At 63.6% G+C, this 16,180-nt stretch carries 14 protein-coding genes and 1 riboswitch; of the genes, 8 read left to right on the top strand and 6 right to left on the bottom strand.

All coding sequences use genetic code 11. From position 1 onward, the window contains the following. Positions 1-35: 35 nt before the first annotated feature. The gene (locus tag AB0I57_RS18685; protein ID WP_358338553.1) at positions 36-449 is read right to left on the bottom strand and encodes a VOC family protein; all 414 of its coding nucleotides are present in this window, start codon (positions 447-449) and stop codon (positions 36-38) included. A 135-nt stretch (positions 450-584) separates the two neighbouring features. Between AB0I57_RS18685 and AB0I57_RS18690 the strand changes: the two genes are divergently transcribed. The 7 genes from AB0I57_RS18690 to AB0I57_RS18720 all read left to right on the top strand — a co-directional run bounded on the left by AB0I57_RS18690 (position 585) and on the right by AB0I57_RS18720 (position 6,690). Next, positions 585-1,307 (top strand): haloacid dehalogenase type II, encoded by a 723-nt coding sequence (locus AB0I57_RS18690; protein WP_358338556.1) that lies wholly within the window; start codon positions 585-587, stop codon positions 1,305-1,307. An 88-nt stretch (positions 1,308-1,395) separates the two neighbouring features. Next, positions 1,396-1,902: a DinB family protein gene (locus AB0I57_RS18695; RefSeq protein WP_358338559.1), complete on the top strand. Its 507-nt coding sequence runs from the start codon at positions 1,396-1,398 to the stop codon at positions 1,900-1,902. Positions 1,903-2,067: 165 nt separating this feature from the next. Then, positions 2,068-2,643, top strand: a complete 576-nt coding sequence (locus AB0I57_RS18700) for a pentapeptide repeat-containing protein (protein ID WP_358338561.1) — start codon at positions 2,068-2,070, stop codon at positions 2,641-2,643. A gap of 107 nt (positions 2,644-2,750) precedes the next feature. Then, complete coding sequence (locus AB0I57_RS18705) at positions 2,751-3,359, top strand: thiamine phosphate synthase (protein WP_358338564.1); 609 nt, start codon at positions 2,751-2,753, stop codon at positions 3,357-3,359. Positions 3,360-3,419: 60 nt separating this feature from the next. Beyond that, complete coding sequence (locus AB0I57_RS18710) at positions 3,420-4,136, top strand: TetR family transcriptional regulator (RefSeq protein WP_358338567.1); 717 nt, start codon at positions 3,420-3,422, stop codon at positions 4,134-4,136. Then, on the top strand, positions 4,133-5,056 hold the full coding sequence (locus AB0I57_RS18715; RefSeq protein WP_358338570.1) for an ABC transporter ATP-binding protein: 924 nt from the start codon (positions 4,133-4,135) through the stop codon (positions 5,054-5,056). Before AB0I57_RS18710 ends, AB0I57_RS18715 begins: the two co-directional genes overlap by 4 nt. After that, positions 5,053-6,690 carry an ABC transporter permease gene (locus tag AB0I57_RS18720; protein WP_358338573.1) on the top strand — a complete coding sequence of 546 codons (1,638 nt, stop codon included), beginning with the start codon at positions 5,053-5,055 and terminating at the stop codon, positions 6,688-6,690. Before AB0I57_RS18715 ends, AB0I57_RS18720 begins: the two co-directional genes overlap by 4 nt. Positions 6,691-6,787: 97 nt before the next feature. Here AB0I57_RS18720 and AB0I57_RS18725 read toward each other — a convergent pair whose 3' ends face one another. Beyond that, the gene (locus AB0I57_RS18725) at positions 6,788-8,296 is read right to left on the bottom strand and encodes an amino acid permease (protein WP_358338576.1); all 1,509 of its coding nucleotides are present in this window, start codon (positions 8,294-8,296) and stop codon (positions 6,788-6,790) included. A gap of 278 nt (positions 8,297-8,574) precedes the next feature. Here AB0I57_RS18725 and AB0I57_RS18730 point away from each other — a divergent pair, with 278 nt between their 5' ends. After that, positions 8,575-8,805 carry a hypothetical protein gene (locus AB0I57_RS18730; RefSeq protein ID WP_358338578.1) on the top strand — a complete coding sequence of 77 codons (231 nt, stop codon included), beginning with the start codon at positions 8,575-8,577 and terminating at the stop codon, positions 8,803-8,805. A gap of 54 nt (positions 8,806-8,859) precedes the next feature. On the opposite strand, the gene gcvT is transcribed toward AB0I57_RS18730, so the two are convergent. The 4 genes from gcvT to AB0I57_RS18750 form a co-directional block, all read right to left on the bottom strand. Then, complete coding sequence (gcvT, locus tag AB0I57_RS18735) at positions 8,860-9,972, bottom strand: glycine cleavage system aminomethyltransferase GcvT (protein ID WP_358338581.1); 1,113 nt, start codon at positions 9,970-9,972, stop codon at positions 8,860-8,862. A 154-nt stretch (positions 9,973-10,126) separates the two neighbouring features. Beyond that, a riboswitch (glycine riboswitch) is annotated at positions 10,127-10,218 on the bottom strand. A gap of 51 nt (positions 10,219-10,269) precedes the next feature. Further along, positions 10,270-12,447 carry an MMPL family transporter gene (locus AB0I57_RS18740; RefSeq protein WP_358338584.1) on the bottom strand — a complete coding sequence of 726 codons (2,178 nt, stop codon included), beginning with the start codon at positions 12,445-12,447 and terminating at the stop codon, positions 10,270-10,272. Further along, the gene (locus AB0I57_RS18745) at positions 12,444-13,139 is read right to left on the bottom strand and encodes a formyltransferase family protein (protein ID WP_358338587.1); all 696 of its coding nucleotides are present in this window, start codon (positions 13,137-13,139) and stop codon (positions 12,444-12,446) included. The genes AB0I57_RS18740 and AB0I57_RS18745 overlap by 4 nt, the downstream gene beginning before the upstream one ends. Beyond that, positions 13,136-16,168: a non-ribosomal peptide synthetase gene (locus AB0I57_RS18750; RefSeq protein ID WP_358338590.1), complete on the bottom strand. Its 3,033-nt coding sequence runs from the start codon at positions 16,166-16,168 to the stop codon at positions 13,136-13,138. Before AB0I57_RS18750 ends, AB0I57_RS18745 begins: the two co-directional genes overlap by 4 nt. Positions 16,169-16,180 lie beyond the last annotated feature (12 nt).

Below are 16,180 nucleotides of genomic sequence, written 5' to 3' on the forward strand. Positions count from 1 at the left end.
GGCGTATGGAGGCTTTCGAAAGGTCGGAATCCAAGTCAGTCTTCCGGTTGAGCGATATTGACCATCCATGAGATACCGAACTGGTCAATACAGGCACCGAAGTCGTCCCCCCACATTTGCTTCTCCAACGGCACGGTCACGGTGCCATAGCGGGAGAGTTCGACCCAGTAGCCGCGAAGTTCGTCGGCGTCGTCTCCGCTGAGGCTCACAGAGATGTTCGTCCCCGGATTGTGCTCCACTGCAGGGGGCGTGTCTGCGCCCATGAGCGTGAACCCGTTCTCGGATTCGAGCATGGCGTGCATGATCTTGTCGGCACTCTCGGCGTCCGGTACTCCGAATTCACCGAACGTGGTCACCGACAGATTGCCACCGAAGACTCCCTGATAGAACTCCATGGCTTGCCGGGCGTTGCCTGCGAAGCTGATGTAGGGATTGAGACGAGAGGTCATGGACATGCTCCTTCGACGTGGCAGATCCGACAGGACGACGTTACAACGAACGGTTGGCGTGGTGTGTGGAAAAGGGGTGCACCGCCGGCCGGTCTCCCGAACTCCCGCAGCCGGGTGTGTCGGTACCGTGGGTGTGTGAGCACAACACCTGTCGGAGACCCGAGGGCTCTGCTGTTCGATGTTCAGGGAACCGCCACCGACTTCCATTCCACGATTTGTCGCGAGGCGGAACGAATCTGTGGTGACCGATACCCTGATGTCAATTGGTCGGAATTCGTGAATCGATGGCGCGCTATGTATTTCGATATCACGTCCGACATCGGCGGCACTGAGGACAAGTGGATACCAGTCGACTCGGTCTACAGGAGATCGCTCGACGTGCTGCTCGAAGAGGACGGACTCGACGGCATCGACCCCGACGAACGTGCGGAACTGAATGCGGCTTGGCAGTTGCTCGACCCCTGGCCGGATGCCGCCACGGGCCTTTCGCGTCTGCACGGTAGGTTCGTCGTAGCCGCTTTGTCCAATGCCGATGTGTGTGCCGTCATCAACATGAGCAGACACGGACAATTGCATTGGGATGCAATATTTTCCGCAGAGATGGTCAAGGCGTTCAAGCCGGATCCGCGCACGTATGCGATGGCGTGCCGTTATCTGGGATGCGATCCGGGAGAAGTGATGATGGTGGCGAGCCACAAGTACGACATCCGTGCTGCAGGCGCCTTCGGAATGCAGACCGCATTCGTCGCCCGCCCGGACGAGTTCGGTGCGGATGCGAGCCCGGATATCGAGTATTCGGACGAATTCGACATCAACGCCTCGGATTTCTTGGATCTGGCGACGCAACTAGGCTGCTGACGTGCCGGCGGGGTTTTGGCATCGCCCTACCCAACAGCACGGGACAGGCGCATAGTGAAACGGTGGACCAGGCGACGAAAGGACCATCGTGGATCACAGAGCCCTGTTGACTGACGCATTCGGCCGCATCCAGGAGGACGTGCATGCGGCACTGTCCAACCTCCCGGCCGACGCCCTCACATATCGGGTGGACGAGGACGCCAACTCCATCGCTTGGCTCGTCTGGCATCTCACTCGTGTGCAGGACGACCATGTTGCGGGGGTTGCGGGTAGCGAGCAGGTCTGGACCTCGGCGGGCTGGGCAGAACGCTTCGGCCTTCCGTTCCCGACGAGTGAGATCGGCTACGACCAGCCTCCCGCTGACGTGCCCCTGGTGACGGCATCGACCGATCTGCTGCTCGGCTACTTGGACGCGGTCCATGCCCGCACCGTCGAGTATCTGCAGACGATCAGCGAGTCCGACCTCGACGAGATCGTGGATGAGAGCTTCGATCCTCCAGTCTCTCGCGGGGTAAGACTCGTCAGCGTCGTGTCGGACGACCTTCAGCACGTCGGCCAGGCGGCGTACGTTCGCGGGGTCTACGAGCGGCGTTGATCCTCGGTCTCAGGCGAGTTGATCTAGCGCGATCTCCTGGGCGATATCAGTGGTTTGGCTCCAGCGCCTTGGGACTCGAAAGCGTCCACGGACCGATCTTCTCGGCACGCCAACTGCCTCGGCGGATGGTGAGCCGCCAACACTGTTCTTCCTATAGGGGGTTCGATGAAATCGACAGGACACACGCATCCTCTCGGCCTGCTCCACTCTGATATTGCCGCCTGGAATTCCCTTCGGGCGCTCGGTGACTCGGAGAGCGTCAGCCTCGTCGACGCCTGTCTGGCGGGGACGAACCTGGCGGGGGCGAACCTGGCCGGCGTGGACCTCGCCGGCGCCGACCTGTCGGGAGCCGATCTCACGGATGCCAGCCTCACGGGCGCCGACCTGACCTCGGCCGAGCTCGTCGGCGCCGACCTGGCAAGAGCTGATCTGACCGGCGTGATCGCTCACGATGCCAACTTCACCGGCGCGTACCTCACGCGGGCCCGTCTGCGGGATGCTGACCTGACGATGGCATATCTGACGTCAACCTTCCTCGGGTACGCGGATCTCGCCGGAGCGAACCTATCCGGCGCGTACATGACCGGCGCATATCTCGGTGATGCCGACCTGTCCGGCGCCATCCTGACAAGCGCCTACCTGGCGAAGGCCAACTTGGCCGGGGCGAACATCGTCACCGCTGTCCTGGACGGTGCCGATCTCACAGAGGCCACCATGCCGGACGGCACGTCGGTCGACTGACAACCCGACCGTCATCAGTTCGACCGAGACGACGACGGCCACCGATATCATCGGGTTGTCAGTCGTGACAGGCCCTAACAGGTTTCTCCGATCGGAGGGGCGCATACGTGAGGTCCGGCGTTCGCGCATGGCCCGCGCTGTACCGCATCACACCACCGGACATCTCACCCGACCAACGAGGCGAGTTGTCCGGGTTGTTGCAGTACGCGAGAACTGCGGACCCCTGCATCGTCCAACTCCGGCTCCCGATGTGGTCGCTGTTCCAGGTTCGGGACATGGCCGCCGTTGTGTCGGCTGGGCCACTGAATCAGAACATTCAGCTGATGATCAATGCCGACGTCGATGGAGCTCGGGCCATCGACCGGTGTGGGGTGCATTTGAAATCCGCTCAGTTGATGGCCACCTCCGCGCGGCCGCTCCCTGCCGATCGGCCGGTCTCCGCGAGCTGCCACAATGCTGAGCAGCTCGACCATGCGGCCGCACTGGGTCTGGACTTCGTGACCCTCTCCCCGGTAGCGCAAACACAATCACACCCCGATGCCTCACCGATGGGTTGGCACCGATTCCGCGACCTCGCTCGTGCATGCCCGCTGCCGGTCTACGCATTGGGGGGCATGTCGCCGAATCATCTGGCGGTCGCGGTAACCAATGGCGCCCATGGTGTCGCAGGTATCCGCGGATTCTGGGTACCACAGTCGCCTGCATCTCCTGCCTGACGGAAACCTTGCTTCCTGAACGTCTTGCGCCGGATTAAACATGCGTTTAATGTATTGAACATGCGTTTAACGAATGACGATGCGGGGGACTCACGGAGTGATCTGACAACCCGCGCCCGGATTCGGGATGCTGCGATCGCAGTGTTCGCGGAGTCCGGCTTCACTGCTGGGTTGCGGGCCATTGCAGCCGCAGCGGGGGTGTCGCCGGGCTTGGTGAATCATCACTTCGGGTCCAAGGACGGGCTTCGCGCAGAATGTGACAAGTACGTCCTCGATGTCATTCGCAGGCGCAAGGCGGAGGCGATCGCCACGCCCGGCCCCGCCCAGGCAATGAAGGACCTCGCCGAGATCGACGAGTATGCCCCGCTTTTCGCTTACATCGTGCGAAGCTTCCAGGCAGGCGACGGACTCGGTGAATCCCTCTTCGAGCAAATGGTCCAAGACGCCGAGCAATATCTCGAAATGGGAGTGGCATCCGGTCAGGTACGCCCGAGCCGCGATCCGGCGGCCCGGGCGCGGTATCTAACCCTCAACAACGTCGGCGCGATGTTGTTGTACATGCAGATGCGCATGCACAGGGACACCCCGATCGACTATCGCGAAGCAATCCGAGACTTTGCCGGCGACCTGGCGTTGCCAGCTCTCGAGCTGTACTCGGAAGGCTTGTTTTCCGATTCGTCGATGCTCGATGCCTACCTGGCCACCGAAGACGTTGCCGCCCAGTCGGAGGACGCAGAGACAAGACAACCCGATTCGACCACCGAGGAGCAGAAGTGAGACCGATCATCGAAGTGCGCAACCTGGTGAAGACGTTCGGACGAACCCGCGCGTTGGACGGACTGGACCTCGAGGTCCGTGAGGGTGAGGTACATGGTTTCCTCGGTCCCAACGGCGCAGGCAAGTCGACCACGATACGCGTTCTGCTCGGCAGCTTGCGAGCCGACAGCGGTGAGACCACTGTGTTCGGACGGGATCCCTGGCACGATGCGGTCGCACTGCACCGCGACATGGCCTACGTCCCAGGCGATGTCACGCTCTGGCCTTCCTTGTCAGGAGGGGAAACCATCGATCTTCTCGGGCGAATGCGTGGTGGGCTCGACGAAACCCGTCGACACGACCTGATCGAGCGTTTCGACCTCGATCCGGGGAAGAAGGGCCGGACCTACTCGAAGGGAAATCGACAGAAGGTGGCGCTGGTATCGGCGTTCTCCTCCAACGCGCGCCTGCTGCTGCTCGACGAGCCGACTTCTGGTCTGGATCCGTTGATGGAGAAAGTGTTCCACGAGTGCGTGGCCGAAGCCGGTGACCGTGGGGTGACGGTTCTGCTGTCCAGCCACATCCTTTCCGAGGTGGAGGCGCTCTGTGAGAGGGTCACCATCATCCGAGGCGGGCGGACCGTCGAATCCGGTTCGCTGGCATCGATGCGGCACCTCAGCAGCACGTCGATCAAGGCCGAACTTATCGGCGAGCCGGGAGATCTGAGTTCCATTGAGGGCGTGGCAGATATTCATCTGGACGGGTCGACGCTGAATTGCCAGGTCGACGGCGAACATCTCGGTGAGCTCATTCGTGTGCTCGGCGGAATCGGTGTTCGTAGCCTGGTCAGTCAACCGCCCACTCTCGAGGAGCTCTTCCTCCAGCACTACGAGATCGATGACGCCCCGAAGTCCGACACATCGGAGAGGGTCTCAGTATGAGCATCGCCACGACTCCTCGCGCCCGGGCCGTCGAACCCGTGCCGACATCTGCATCGGATTTCACTGGGACACTCCACTTTCTGCGATTGTTCATCCGCAGAGATCGGATTGTTCTTCCGCTATGGATTCTGATCTTCGCAGCCACGCCCGCAACGTATATCGTCAGCACCGTCGCCATCTACACCACTGCAGACCAACTCGCGACGTTCGCTGCGACGACAGCGGCCAGTCCCGCGCAGATCGCAATGTTCGGGCCGATATTCAGCTCGAGCCTGGGTTCCGTCGGGTTGTGGAAGGCGGGCATCTATTACACGCTGATCGCGCTGGCAGTCATTCTCACGTTCATCCGCCACACTCGTGCCGAGGAGGAGAACGGCAGGGCTGAACTTCTCGACTCCACTTCCGTCGGACGGTACGCCAGTTTTACCGCGGCGCTCATTTTGACTGGCGGTGCCTCGGCCGTCACTGGGATACTCTGCACAGCAACCTTGTTGACGCAAGACGTTCCAGCGGCCGGATCAGCTGCCTTCGGTGCTTCGCTGGCCTGCTCTGGTCTGGTCTTCACCGGCGTGGCCGCCGTGTCGGCGCAGCTGAGTGCCGGCGCCCGCGTCGCTCGCGGCGTCGCGCTAGCGGTGCTCGCTGCGGCTTTCGCGTTGCGGGCGGTGGGTGATGCTGGTTCGGGCACACTATCCTGGTTCTCGCCCCTCGGTTGGGCCCTGCAAATTCGTCCGTACGCCGACGAGCGTTGGTGGGTAGTGCTGCCCAGCCTTGCTGCGACAGCCGTACTCGTCTGGGTGGCGTATGTTCTCATTCAGCGTCGTGATGTCGGAGCAGGACTGATTGCCGAGCGGCCTGGCCCCACGACCGCATCGCCGACGCTGGCAGGAACTTTCGGGCTGGCGTGGCGGATGCACCGGGGCACGTTCGTGGCTTGGACGGTGGGTCTCGGGCTGTACGGCCTGCTCATCGGCAGCGCTGCCAACGGGATCAGTGGACAGTTCGGTGACAGTCAGGAGATTCGCGACATGATGACCCGGATGGGTGGATCAGCGTCGCTGGAAGAGTCGTTCATCGGCTACGCCTTCACGATGGTCGGGATTGTCGCGGCGGCGTATGCGATCTCCGCGTCGCTGCGTCTGTACGCAGAGGAGAACGCCCAACGCCTCGAATCAGTGACTGCCGGCCCGGTTGGCCGTGTCCGCTTGGCGGCGAGCCACGTTGTTCTCGCGTTGCTCGGACCTGCGATCGCGGTGGTGGTGGCCGGAGCGACGGCAGGATTTGCCTACGGCGTTTCCACCGACGATGTGGGAGGGGCCGTGCCCGCCATCGTCGGCGCGGCCCTTGTGCAGATTCCTGCAATCTGGATGCTCGCAGGGGTCACGGTCTTCTTGTTCGGTGTGATGCCGCGGTTCACACCCGTGGCGTGGGCAGTGTTGGTGGCGTTCCTCCTGATTTTCTTGGTCGGATCGATCGCGCAGTTCCCTCAGGCGGTGCTCAACCTCGAGCCGTTCGGCCACACGCCCAAACTGCCGGGCGAGGAGTTCCAGGCAACACCGATTCTGTGGCTGCTTCTCATCACCGCAGTGCTGATCGCGGTGGGTTTGACCGCGTTCCGGCGGCGCGACCTGCGCTGAGATCCAGCTGGCCGTGCGTAGCGGCATAGCTCACCAGCTATGCCGCTATGGTGCAACCGCATACGAACGTACGTATTTGCGCGAAACGGTATCCGCGTCAAGCGCCGCCGGCAGGATCTTCGGAGCCGCTCACGGGTTGGGGCTGCAAAGGCATTTGCTCCTGATCCTGGTGTGGTGGCTGGATCTGCTCTCGATGAGCAGCAGCCGTGGCGTGAGCGATCCCTCGTGGTCGCCCCTGTCGTACCCACATGATGTACATCGCCGCGGCCAACAGCAGCGAGGCTGCCAATGACACCATCGGTCGGCCACGTGCCAGGTTGACAATCAGCGTGAACGCAACGACCGCAGCGCCGAACAGATTGACAAGCAACCAGCCCGTCTCGGCTTCTCGGTGGGAGAAGCGCGCCATTGCGATCAGCCCCATCAGGAAGCTGATGAATACGGCCACGGCGTAGTAGAGCACTAATCGTTGATCTTGCGCCCCGCCGGCGGTGGTGATCGCGAGGGACAGGATCGCGAATACGACCACTCCGAAATACGGGGTGTAGTGGCGGTTCGTGCGACCGAGCGGGCGCGGAAGAATCCCGAGTTCCCGGCCGGAATCGTCGGTGCGGCGAGAGAGTGCTTTCAGTAGTCCGGGTCCGGCCTGAAAGGACGACGACGCTGCCGAGAGTAGGAGCAGGGCTGTTGCACCCTGGAACAGACCGTAGACGGGTGGAGGTACCGAGGCTTTCGCAACGTCGGCGATGAGCGTGGAGCCTGTGTCGGGGATGTGTCTACCGAGATGAACGGTTGCTGCAGTCAAGCCGATGGTGATTCCGCCGACGATTGCGAGCGTAAGCCACAACGTGATCTGGCCGAATCGGCGGCGTCCGTCGTCGTCGAGCTGGCCCAGTTGGGAGATGGCCGAAGACGGGGCTTCCACTCCGGTCGCCAAGGCCATCGCGACTGGGAACGCCAAGGCAATCGACAGGGCGGGCGTGTGAGGTGCCCGGGCGACAGTGTCGGCGGTGTTCATTGGAGTGGTGAATGCACCCACGATCACCAGTACGGCGAACACGATGAATACAACCGTCAATACAGCGAAGACCGCCCGGCCCAGATTTCCGAACCAGGTAGCACCCGCGACGAGCAGAATCAGTCCCACCGCCAGCGGAATTCGCCACCCGGATAATTCCGGCGCATAGTCGATGATCGCCGATGTTCCGGCAGAGACACTGATGGCGATTGTCAGAACGAAATCGACGATCAGCGCCCCGATGGGTAGGAACGCCCATCCCTCGCCGAATGCATCACCCGCTGCCGCGGCGGCGTCTCCCCCCATGGGGTATCGCGCGACCAATCTTTGATAGTTGACGATGATGAGGCAGATGATTGCGACTACCAGCGCCATCGTGGCCATGAGCAGTCCGAGGTCGCCGCCGAGCGCCCGCAGGGCCGCTTCGATCGCGTATGCCACCGACGACACCGGATCGGCCATGACAGTGAACGCAAACGCGAACAACAAGACCGAATGCGAGGCCGAAAACCGGCGAAGCCTTCCGCTGCCTGGTACACGTCGCCCGGGGTGCGCGAGGCCGGACGTGCGTGCCGAGAATCCCTCCATTGCACCGTCCTTCCAGAACCGCGACTACTTCGAGCGGTGCTTCCGGGATTGATTCGTTTCCCAAAACACCTGAATCATTCCTACCGAATAATCGCGTTACTGGCCGTTCTGGTGCGCCGCCCCGCTCCTCACGACCGGTAGGCACGGCGACCGAGCGGCGGCTCCGCGTTGCGGTTCGGATTGCGACCAGGCGCGTATCGTTCCCTCGAGCGGCCAGTTGGTACCGGGCACGCGGAGCAGACGTCATCAGGCGCAAGTGAGGGGAACTCAGGAGAACCATGCCCGAACCGCTCGAGCCCATGAACATGATCGTCCAGCCACCGAGCGGTCGACCCCGGAGAAGCCCGCTGTGGGCTGCCACCATCGGAGTCGGTGCAGCCGCTACCGTGTTCCTACCTGCGTTCGTCGACTGGACGTGGTGGTGGAGTGCTGCAATCGCTCTCGTTGTCATCGGCGCCGTCGAGCTCGGCGATAGATTCCTTCCGAAGACCTTTACCACTCGAAACTGACGTGCTGAACAACGCGTGCCCCGAGATCGAGAAGATCCCGGGGCACGCATGCGTTCAAGAGCGTCGATAGAACTGTGGCGAGGCGACCACGAACGGCTCCTTCTTGCCACGAATGTCGACGGTGAGTGCGGTGCCGGGTTCGCGGTGCGCGACGTCCACGAATGCGAGCGCGATCGGGTGTCCGAGGGTCGGCGACAGGGCTCCGGAGGTGACCGTGCCGACCGTCCCGCCGTCGGCGTCGTGGACGGTGTAGCCGGCGCGGGCGGCCCGGCGACCGCCTCCCTCGAGTCCGACCAGCACTTTCTGCGGGGCTTGCTCGGACAGTTGCTGCAAGGCGTTGCGCCCGACGAAGTCCTTGTTCAGGCGGACCACTCTACCGAGCCCGGCTTCGAACGGATTCGTCTCCAGGTTCAGCTCGTGGCCATAGAGTGCCATGCCGGCCTCGAGGCGAAGGGTGTCCCGGCAGGCGAGGCCCGCAGGCACGCCCCCGCGCTCGGTGGTGGCATCGAGCAGCGCGCGCCACAACTGCACAGATTGAATGTTCGGTACGTAGAGCTCGAATCCGTCCTCGCCGGTGTAGCCGGTGCGGGCGAGCAGGACGTCGACATCCGCAACCACCGCGCGCGTCACGGCGTAGTACTTCAACTCAGCCACCGCTTCCGCCTGCTGGCCGGAAACGAGAGCCTGGACGATGTCTTGCGCGGACGGTCCCTGTACCGCAATCAGCGCGGTTTCCGAGGACTGGTTGTCGACTGTCGCCGAGAAGTTCTCCGCGCGGGCCGTCAGCTCGCGGTACACCGCCGATGCGTTGGCGGCGTTGGCTACCACCAGGAAGTGCTCGTTGGTGAGTCGGTAGACGACGAGATCGTCGATCACGCCACCGTCTGAATTGCACAGGAGCGAGTACTTGGCCCGGCCGACCGCGATCTTCGAGAGTTCACCGGCCAGCGCGTAGTCCAAGAGGGCGCCGGATTCCGTTCCGGTGACAGCGATTTCCCCCATGTGCGAGAGGTCGAACAGGCCGGCCTTGGTGCGGACCGCGTGATGTTCGGACAGCTCGCTCGAGTACTTCAGCGGCATCTGCCACCCAGCAAAGTCGGTGAAGTGGGCGCCGAGCGCACGATGCTCGGCGAGAAGCGGGGACTCGGGGGTCGTGGTAAGGGTCATGCGAGGGCCTCCTCAGGGGTGTCGGCTATCGCCGAAGAATCGGGCACACCTCCCCGCTCTGTCCTGGAACCTGAGAGATTGGGCTACCGCAATCGCGGCAAGCTCTTCACCTTCGGTAAGCACCGGCCTAGCTGATGCTGTTCTCCAGAGTTGCCTCTTCGCTGCGGTGCTGGGCCTGAGAGATTCCCGGGGAGGAAGTTGCTCCTACGGCACCTCTCGAGATGGAGGTTCTCCCGCTGCGTGTCCACGGCGTCTTCAATTGTGACTTGCCAAACAGTACACCGCCTGCGTGTTTCGTCAGTGCTTGACCTCGAGCGCAGAGAGGTCGTCGTCAGCTGACTGTGCCTTGCCGTCGTCGGCCGCTGCCCGATTGCCCGCAGTCCGCGCTCGAAGGAACGCAGGACCCCACCAATTGGCCTCACCCATGAGCTTGACCAGGGCGGGCACGAGCAGCATCCGCACCACGGTGGCATCGAGTGCGAGGGCGATGATCATCGCCATTCCGATGAACCGCATCGGCGTCAACTCCGAGAGAGTGAAGGCACCGGTGACGAGGATCAGCAGTGTTGCCGCGGCGGTGACAACGCGGCCGGTTCGGGTGGCACCCACGAGGATCGCTTCTTCGGTTGTGGCGCCGGCCTGTTTGGCCTCGACCATCCGCGAGATGAGGAACACTTCGTAGTCGGTGGACAGTCCGAACACCACCGAGATCACCAGGACCACCATTCCCGCCGGCAGGGGTCCTTGGCTGACATCGAAGACGTCGACGAGATGGCCGTCGTAGAACACGAGCGTGAGGATGCCAAATGTCGCGGCCAGACTCATGAACGCCACCGCAACCGCCTTGATCGGCAGGACGATCGAGCCGAACGCCAGGAGCATCAGCAGGAATGTGGCGATAGCCATGATGGCGAGCATCACCGGGAGCCAGGTGATGATGGCATCGACGCCGTCTGCGGTGATTGCGGTCAGGCCGCCGATCTGAACGCTGATCCCTGCTGGTGTTTCGAGGCCGCGTATCTGCTCCACTACCTTCATCGCGTCCTGCGAACGGTCGGGAACGGAGAGACGTGCCTGTATGACGGTCATGTCATCTTTGCTGCCGGCGAAGATGACGTCCGTGACGCCGTCGACTCCCGACACGTCGCGATGTAGTTGGCTGATCGCGGCCGAGGTGGGCGTGGCGCCGTCCGTACTGCGGGCGAGGATGATGACTCCGCCGTTGGCGGCGGGCAATTCCGCGGCCAGGCTCTCCGCGCCGAGACGGGCGGAACTGTCCGGGGGAAGCGCGGTGTGATCGACATCGCCGAGCTTGACACCGAGTACCGGTGATGCGACCAGCAGAAGCACGGAGACGATTCCGAACGCCACCGCACCGGGGCGGCGGAGTACGGCGCTGGTGATCCGCCCCCAGAACCGCCGCGCCCTGGCCTCACCTCGCTCGAATGTGTCCTTGCGCCAACTCCACTTCCCGATACGGTGGCCGAGCAGAGCGAGCGCCGCAGGCAGTGCCGTCAGCGATGTCGCTGCGGCCACGGCGACGGCCGACATGGCGCCGAATCCCAGAGACTTGAGTACGGCTTGCGGGAAAACCAAAGTTCCGGCAAATGCACACATGAGCAGCAGTGCGGAGAACGCGATGGTGCGCCCGGCAGTGCTCAGAGTTCGGGTGAGCGCGGATTCGACGTCGGCGCCGTCGCGGGCCAGCTCCTCCCGGAATCGGCTGACTATGAATAGTCCGTAATCGATGGCCAACCCGAGCCCGAGCAGGGACGCGATGTTGACGGCGAAGACGTTGACGTCGACGAACTCGGAGATCAGCCGCAGCGAGGCCAGTGCGCCGAGAATGGACATGAATCCGACGGCCACCGGCAGGGACGCGGCCACGAGGCCGCCGAAGACCACGACCAGAACCGCGAGCGTGACCGGTAGTGACAACATCTCGGCGAACAACAGATCGCGCTCGGACTGTTCGTTGATTTCCTGAGCGAGAGCAGTGAACCCGGTGATCTCGGCGTCGATACCTGGCACGGTGAGGTGCGGTGCGATGTCGGTGAACGCGGCGAGGCGTTCGTTCTCGTCTCCGGCAGCGAATACCAGTGCCAGTGCCTTGGTGCTGTCTTCGGAACGCAGGAACTCTGCGCCGATCGGGGTGTTCCAATAGGTGACTACGGGGCGGTCCAACAGCTCGGCGTCGATCCCATCGATGCTCCGGTGTACTTCGTCGCCCAGGTCGTCGATGCTGTGGCCGTCCGGAACTGTGTACACGGCCACCACATCCGGTGTCTGCCGTCCGACGTGCTGCTCCAGGAGTTTCTCGACCTGAACGGACTCGCTACCCGGGTCGGAGTAGCCGCCCGCACCCAGGTTGTTCATCACGGACGAGCCCCATGCTCCTGCGAGCAGAACTATGGCAATGGTGCTCAGCAGTATCGTCCAGCGCCGCCGCAAGACTATCGAGGCCCAGTAGTTCACGAGTGCACGCTTTCGGTCGTGGCAGGTACCGCGAGCGCGGCTGCCAGCTCGGGGTACAGGTGGGTGAACACACCCAGGTTGGCGGCGCGTTCGAAGCCGGGATTGCCGCGATGACTGGCCAGCTCTTTCAGGCGTGCGCGCCCGTAGTAGCCGCCGCTGGAGGAGGGCGAATCGACCGGCGTGAGCGTTGCCGATACCGCGAGGTCGAGATTGCGTTCGAACAGGGTGTGGCAGGCGCGCAGTCCGGTCAACATCACCTCTTGAAACCGGTCTTGCGGTGAAATCGGGAACTCTTCGACATCGAGGACGGCGCCGGTGTCGATACCTCGGTCGACCTCGTGGAGCGTTGCTGCGTAATGGGTTTCATCATTGAGGAGTGCGTGTGTGATCGCGATTTCAGGTAGACCCCGGTATGCGGGGAGCGGCCCGTTGTGGATGTTGTAGATCCGTAGGCCGAGGTCGAGAACTGGGGCACGCAGGATAGACGGGTTGTTGATCGACCACACCACGTCGTCGCTGCACGCTGCCTCGATCATCGCAGCCACAGAATTGACATCGTCGACTTCGGCGATGGGAAACCCATCCGGACATGTTTCTTCCGGACGGACGCAGACGAGATCGACACTGTGGCCCGAATTCGCGGCGGAGCGGACGGCACGCCAGAGCAGAGAACCTCCGCCGATGAAAATCATGCCCGGACCCCATTCTCGCGCGCGGACATCGCGGCGGCATGTACCTCGGTCAGGGTCATGTTGGTGACAAGACCCTCGAGTTGCTTGACGAACAGTGCCTCGCCGGCAGGACCGACGATGGTGGACGAGATCCTGGAGAGCATTTCGAGGGAGGCGAGCGAGTCGCCGCCGAGCACGAAAAAGTCCGAGTCCGGCGTCAGCTTGTCGGGGGTGATTTCGAGGATCGCGGCCCAGATCGCGACGATCTGGGCGAGCTCTTCTCCCTCGCCGCCTGCCGACTGTGCCGACGGTGATTCGCTGGACTCCCCTTGGCCCGCGTTCGGGATGCTCGACAGGCGTGCCAGGTCCAGTTTGCCGTTGGCGTTGAGGGGAAGAGTGTCGACGACCTGGATCGTGGCCGGGATCATGTAGGGAGGCAGCTGCTTTGCCAGCTGCTCGCGCACGGCGACTATATCGATGTCGGCGTCTGTATGTGCGACGACGTAGGCGATGAGCGCGTTGCCGCCGGACTCGGTCCGGCGGCCGAGGACTGCGGCCCGGTCTATTCCGTGCACCCGTTCAAGGGTGGCCTGCACTTCTCCGGGTTCGACTCTGTTGCCGCGGATCTTGACCTGGTCGTCGACACGACCGACGAAATCGAGAGTTTCGCCGGGCAGCACCCGTCCGAGGTCGCCGGTACGGTAGACCCGTTCGCCACCGGGCAAGGTGATGAACCGCTCGGCGGTCAGGTCGGGGCGACCGAGGTACTCGCGGCCCACCTGCGGGCCGCCGAAATACAGTTCGCCGATCTCCCCTGGCGCAACGGGTTGCCGGTGCTCATCGAGAACGAAGACGGGAGTGTTGGCGCAGGGCGGGCCGATGGGAACCGACGGCGCGTTCGGGTCCGGGTCGCTGCCTATTACGTGGGTGGTGCAGGCGATGGACATCTCGGCCGGTCCGTAGCTGTTGACCAGTCGGGTTCCGGGGCCGAAGAATTCGCGTGCTCGCGCGGCGAGTCCGGGCAGGAGGCGTTCACCTGCGATGATCACCGTGCGTGGGCTGGGCGGGGCAATGCCCAGCCGGAGGATGGTCTCGAGCAGGCTCGGGGTGAACAGGAAGGTGTTGGCACCCGACTCGCACAGCATTTCCTCGAGCGACAGATGCGAAATATCCTGGGGAACAAGGGTGAGCGATCCTCCAGTCAGCAAGGAACTGAAGAACGCGCAACAGGCCAGGTCCGCCGCTGGGGTGTGGTGGTGGGCATACCGGGTCTCCGGGCCGAGGTGCCACCACTCGATGGCGGTATCGACGAAGTTGACCAGGCCGCGGTGCGGAATGAGGACGCCCTTGGGCCGACCCGTCGACCCGGAAGTGTAGGTGACATAGGCGATATCGTCGCCACTGATTGTCGTCGTCACCGGTGATTCTGTGTGGGTCGGGAGATCGTCGAGATCCAAGACGGGGATGTCGGTATCGATCAGGTGCTGGTGTTCACGCCCGGACAGCAGGATCTGGGCACCCGAGTCGGCCAGGATTGCGGCGAGGCGGTCGCTGGGGTGCTTCGGGTCCAGTGCCAGAAACGCCGCACCGGCGCGCATGATGCCGAGCTGTCCGGCCACCGCCGCGGGGGTGCGTCCGGAGAGGATCGCGACGACCCCACCGGTGCCGACTCCATGATCGGCAAGGGTGGCCGCGATCGCGTCGGTCCAGTCGTCGAGCTGGCGGTAGGTGTACTCGCCGCCGGGTCCGCTGACCGCCACGGCATCAGGGGTGGCAGAAGCATGGCGGCGGAACCGGCTGTCGGCGGTATCCGCTGTCGGCGCCGTGGTGAGGGTCGGTAGCGCAGGTTCGACGGCGGCGGGTGCCCCAGACTCTGCGTCAGGTGTGGAGAGTGCGTCAGTGAGGCGGTCGAGAAGCGCGTCGAGGCGCTCACTGACGCCGTCGCCTGCGCGGCAGGAGACACCGACTTCGGTGGTGGAGCCTGTTTCGGAGATGACGAACGACATCGGTACGAGCCCGGTGTGCACCGGTAGGGGGCGCGCGCTCGTGGCGATGAAGCCGGGCGCCGACAGCTCGTCCAGGTCGATCTTCCCGGCGTGTGAGACTATCGCCGAGACCAGGTTTCGGTTCATACGGGCACCGAAACGGTGAGCTGTGGTGACGATGGCACGAGTGACCGGTGCGGGAAGCCGTGCGAGGCCGCCGTTGTCCATCTCGGCGAGTTCGCGACGGTCAACGAGCTGGGTGAGGATCTGAGCGTGGACTTGCTGCCACGTGACCCCGGGGTTGACGTCGACGAACAGCGGTAGAGCAAGATTCGCGGTCGATCGAATCGCCGGATCGTGACGGCGGAGGTCTACCGGCACCATGAAACGGGCCGGGATATCGAGTTCCTGAGTGAGGTGGGCACAAATCCGGGCGACCACGGCCGGTGTCGTGGCCGCAATGCTGCGGTGCCGCCACAAGAACCGGGAATCGCGGGGAGCAGGCCCGGTGGAGCCGAGCGGGGCCCGGCGGGTCGGCAACAGCTTGGTGGGTGCGCCGTCGGCACCGATGCGGGCGACGAGGTCATGGTCTGCAGTCGGATCCTGTGCTCCGAGCGGTTCTTCGCCCCTCAGTACCCGGAAGATATCCCCCGTCCACAAGCCGAGGCCCTTGGCGTCCATCACACCGTGGAACGCTCGGACGATGATGGTGGTCTGCGAAGCGGCGCGGGCCAGGACAACCTCGGTCGTGGCGCGTTCGTCGGCGCCGAGACTGCTCTGGAGGATCGGATCACTGTCGAGATCATCGAAGTCGATGGAGTGATCGATGACCCGCACACGTGGGGTGCGATTCGAATCGATCCAGTTCCGACCGTCGCGGACCAGCCTCGAGCCCGGACAAGCCGCAGACGCCTGATCGACGGCGGCCTCTAGCGCGGCGGGACTGACCACACCGGTGCCGGTGACGACCAGCTGGATCGCGAACGGCGCGGCGAGCCGCTGCGTCGCGAGATAGAGCTGCTCGGTTGCGGAGATCGGGCGCTGAAACGGGGCGGTCGCGGTCACTGGATCTCTTTT

The organism is Rhodococcus sp. NPDC049939, assembly GCF_040656415.1.
Lineage (GTDB): Bacteria > Actinomycetota > Actinomycetes > Mycobacteriales > Mycobacteriaceae > Rhodococcus_F.

Excerpts from the sequence above, each read along its gene's own strand:
- gcvT (WP_358338581.1), bottom strand. The coding sequence starts at position 9,972 with ATGACCCTTACCACGACCCCCGAGTCCCCGCTTCTCGCCGAGCATCGT.
- AB0I57_RS18720 (WP_358338573.1), top strand. The coding sequence starts at position 5,053 with ATGAGCATCGCCACGACTCCTCGCGCCCGGGCCGTCGAACCCGTGCCG.
- AB0I57_RS18725 (WP_358338576.1), bottom strand. The coding sequence starts at position 8,296 with ATGGAGGGATTCTCGGCACGCACGTCCGGCCTCGCGCACCCCGGGCGA.
- AB0I57_RS18700 (WP_358338561.1), top strand. The coding sequence starts at position 2,068 with ATGAAATCGACAGGACACACGCATCCTCTCGGCCTGCTCCACTCTGAT.
- AB0I57_RS18685 (WP_358338553.1), bottom strand. The coding sequence starts at position 449 with ATGACCTCTCGTCTCAATCCCTACATCAGCTTCGCAGGCAACGCCCGG.
- AB0I57_RS18710 (WP_358338567.1), top strand. The coding sequence starts at position 3,420 with ATGCGTTTAACGAATGACGATGCGGGGGACTCACGGAGTGATCTGACA.
- AB0I57_RS18745 (WP_358338587.1), bottom strand. The coding sequence starts at position 13,139 with ATGATTTTCATCGGCGGAGGTTCTCTGCTCTGGCGTGCCGTCCGCTCC.
- AB0I57_RS18730 (WP_358338578.1), top strand. The coding sequence starts at position 8,575 with ATGCCCGAACCGCTCGAGCCCATGAACATGATCGTCCAGCCACCGAGC.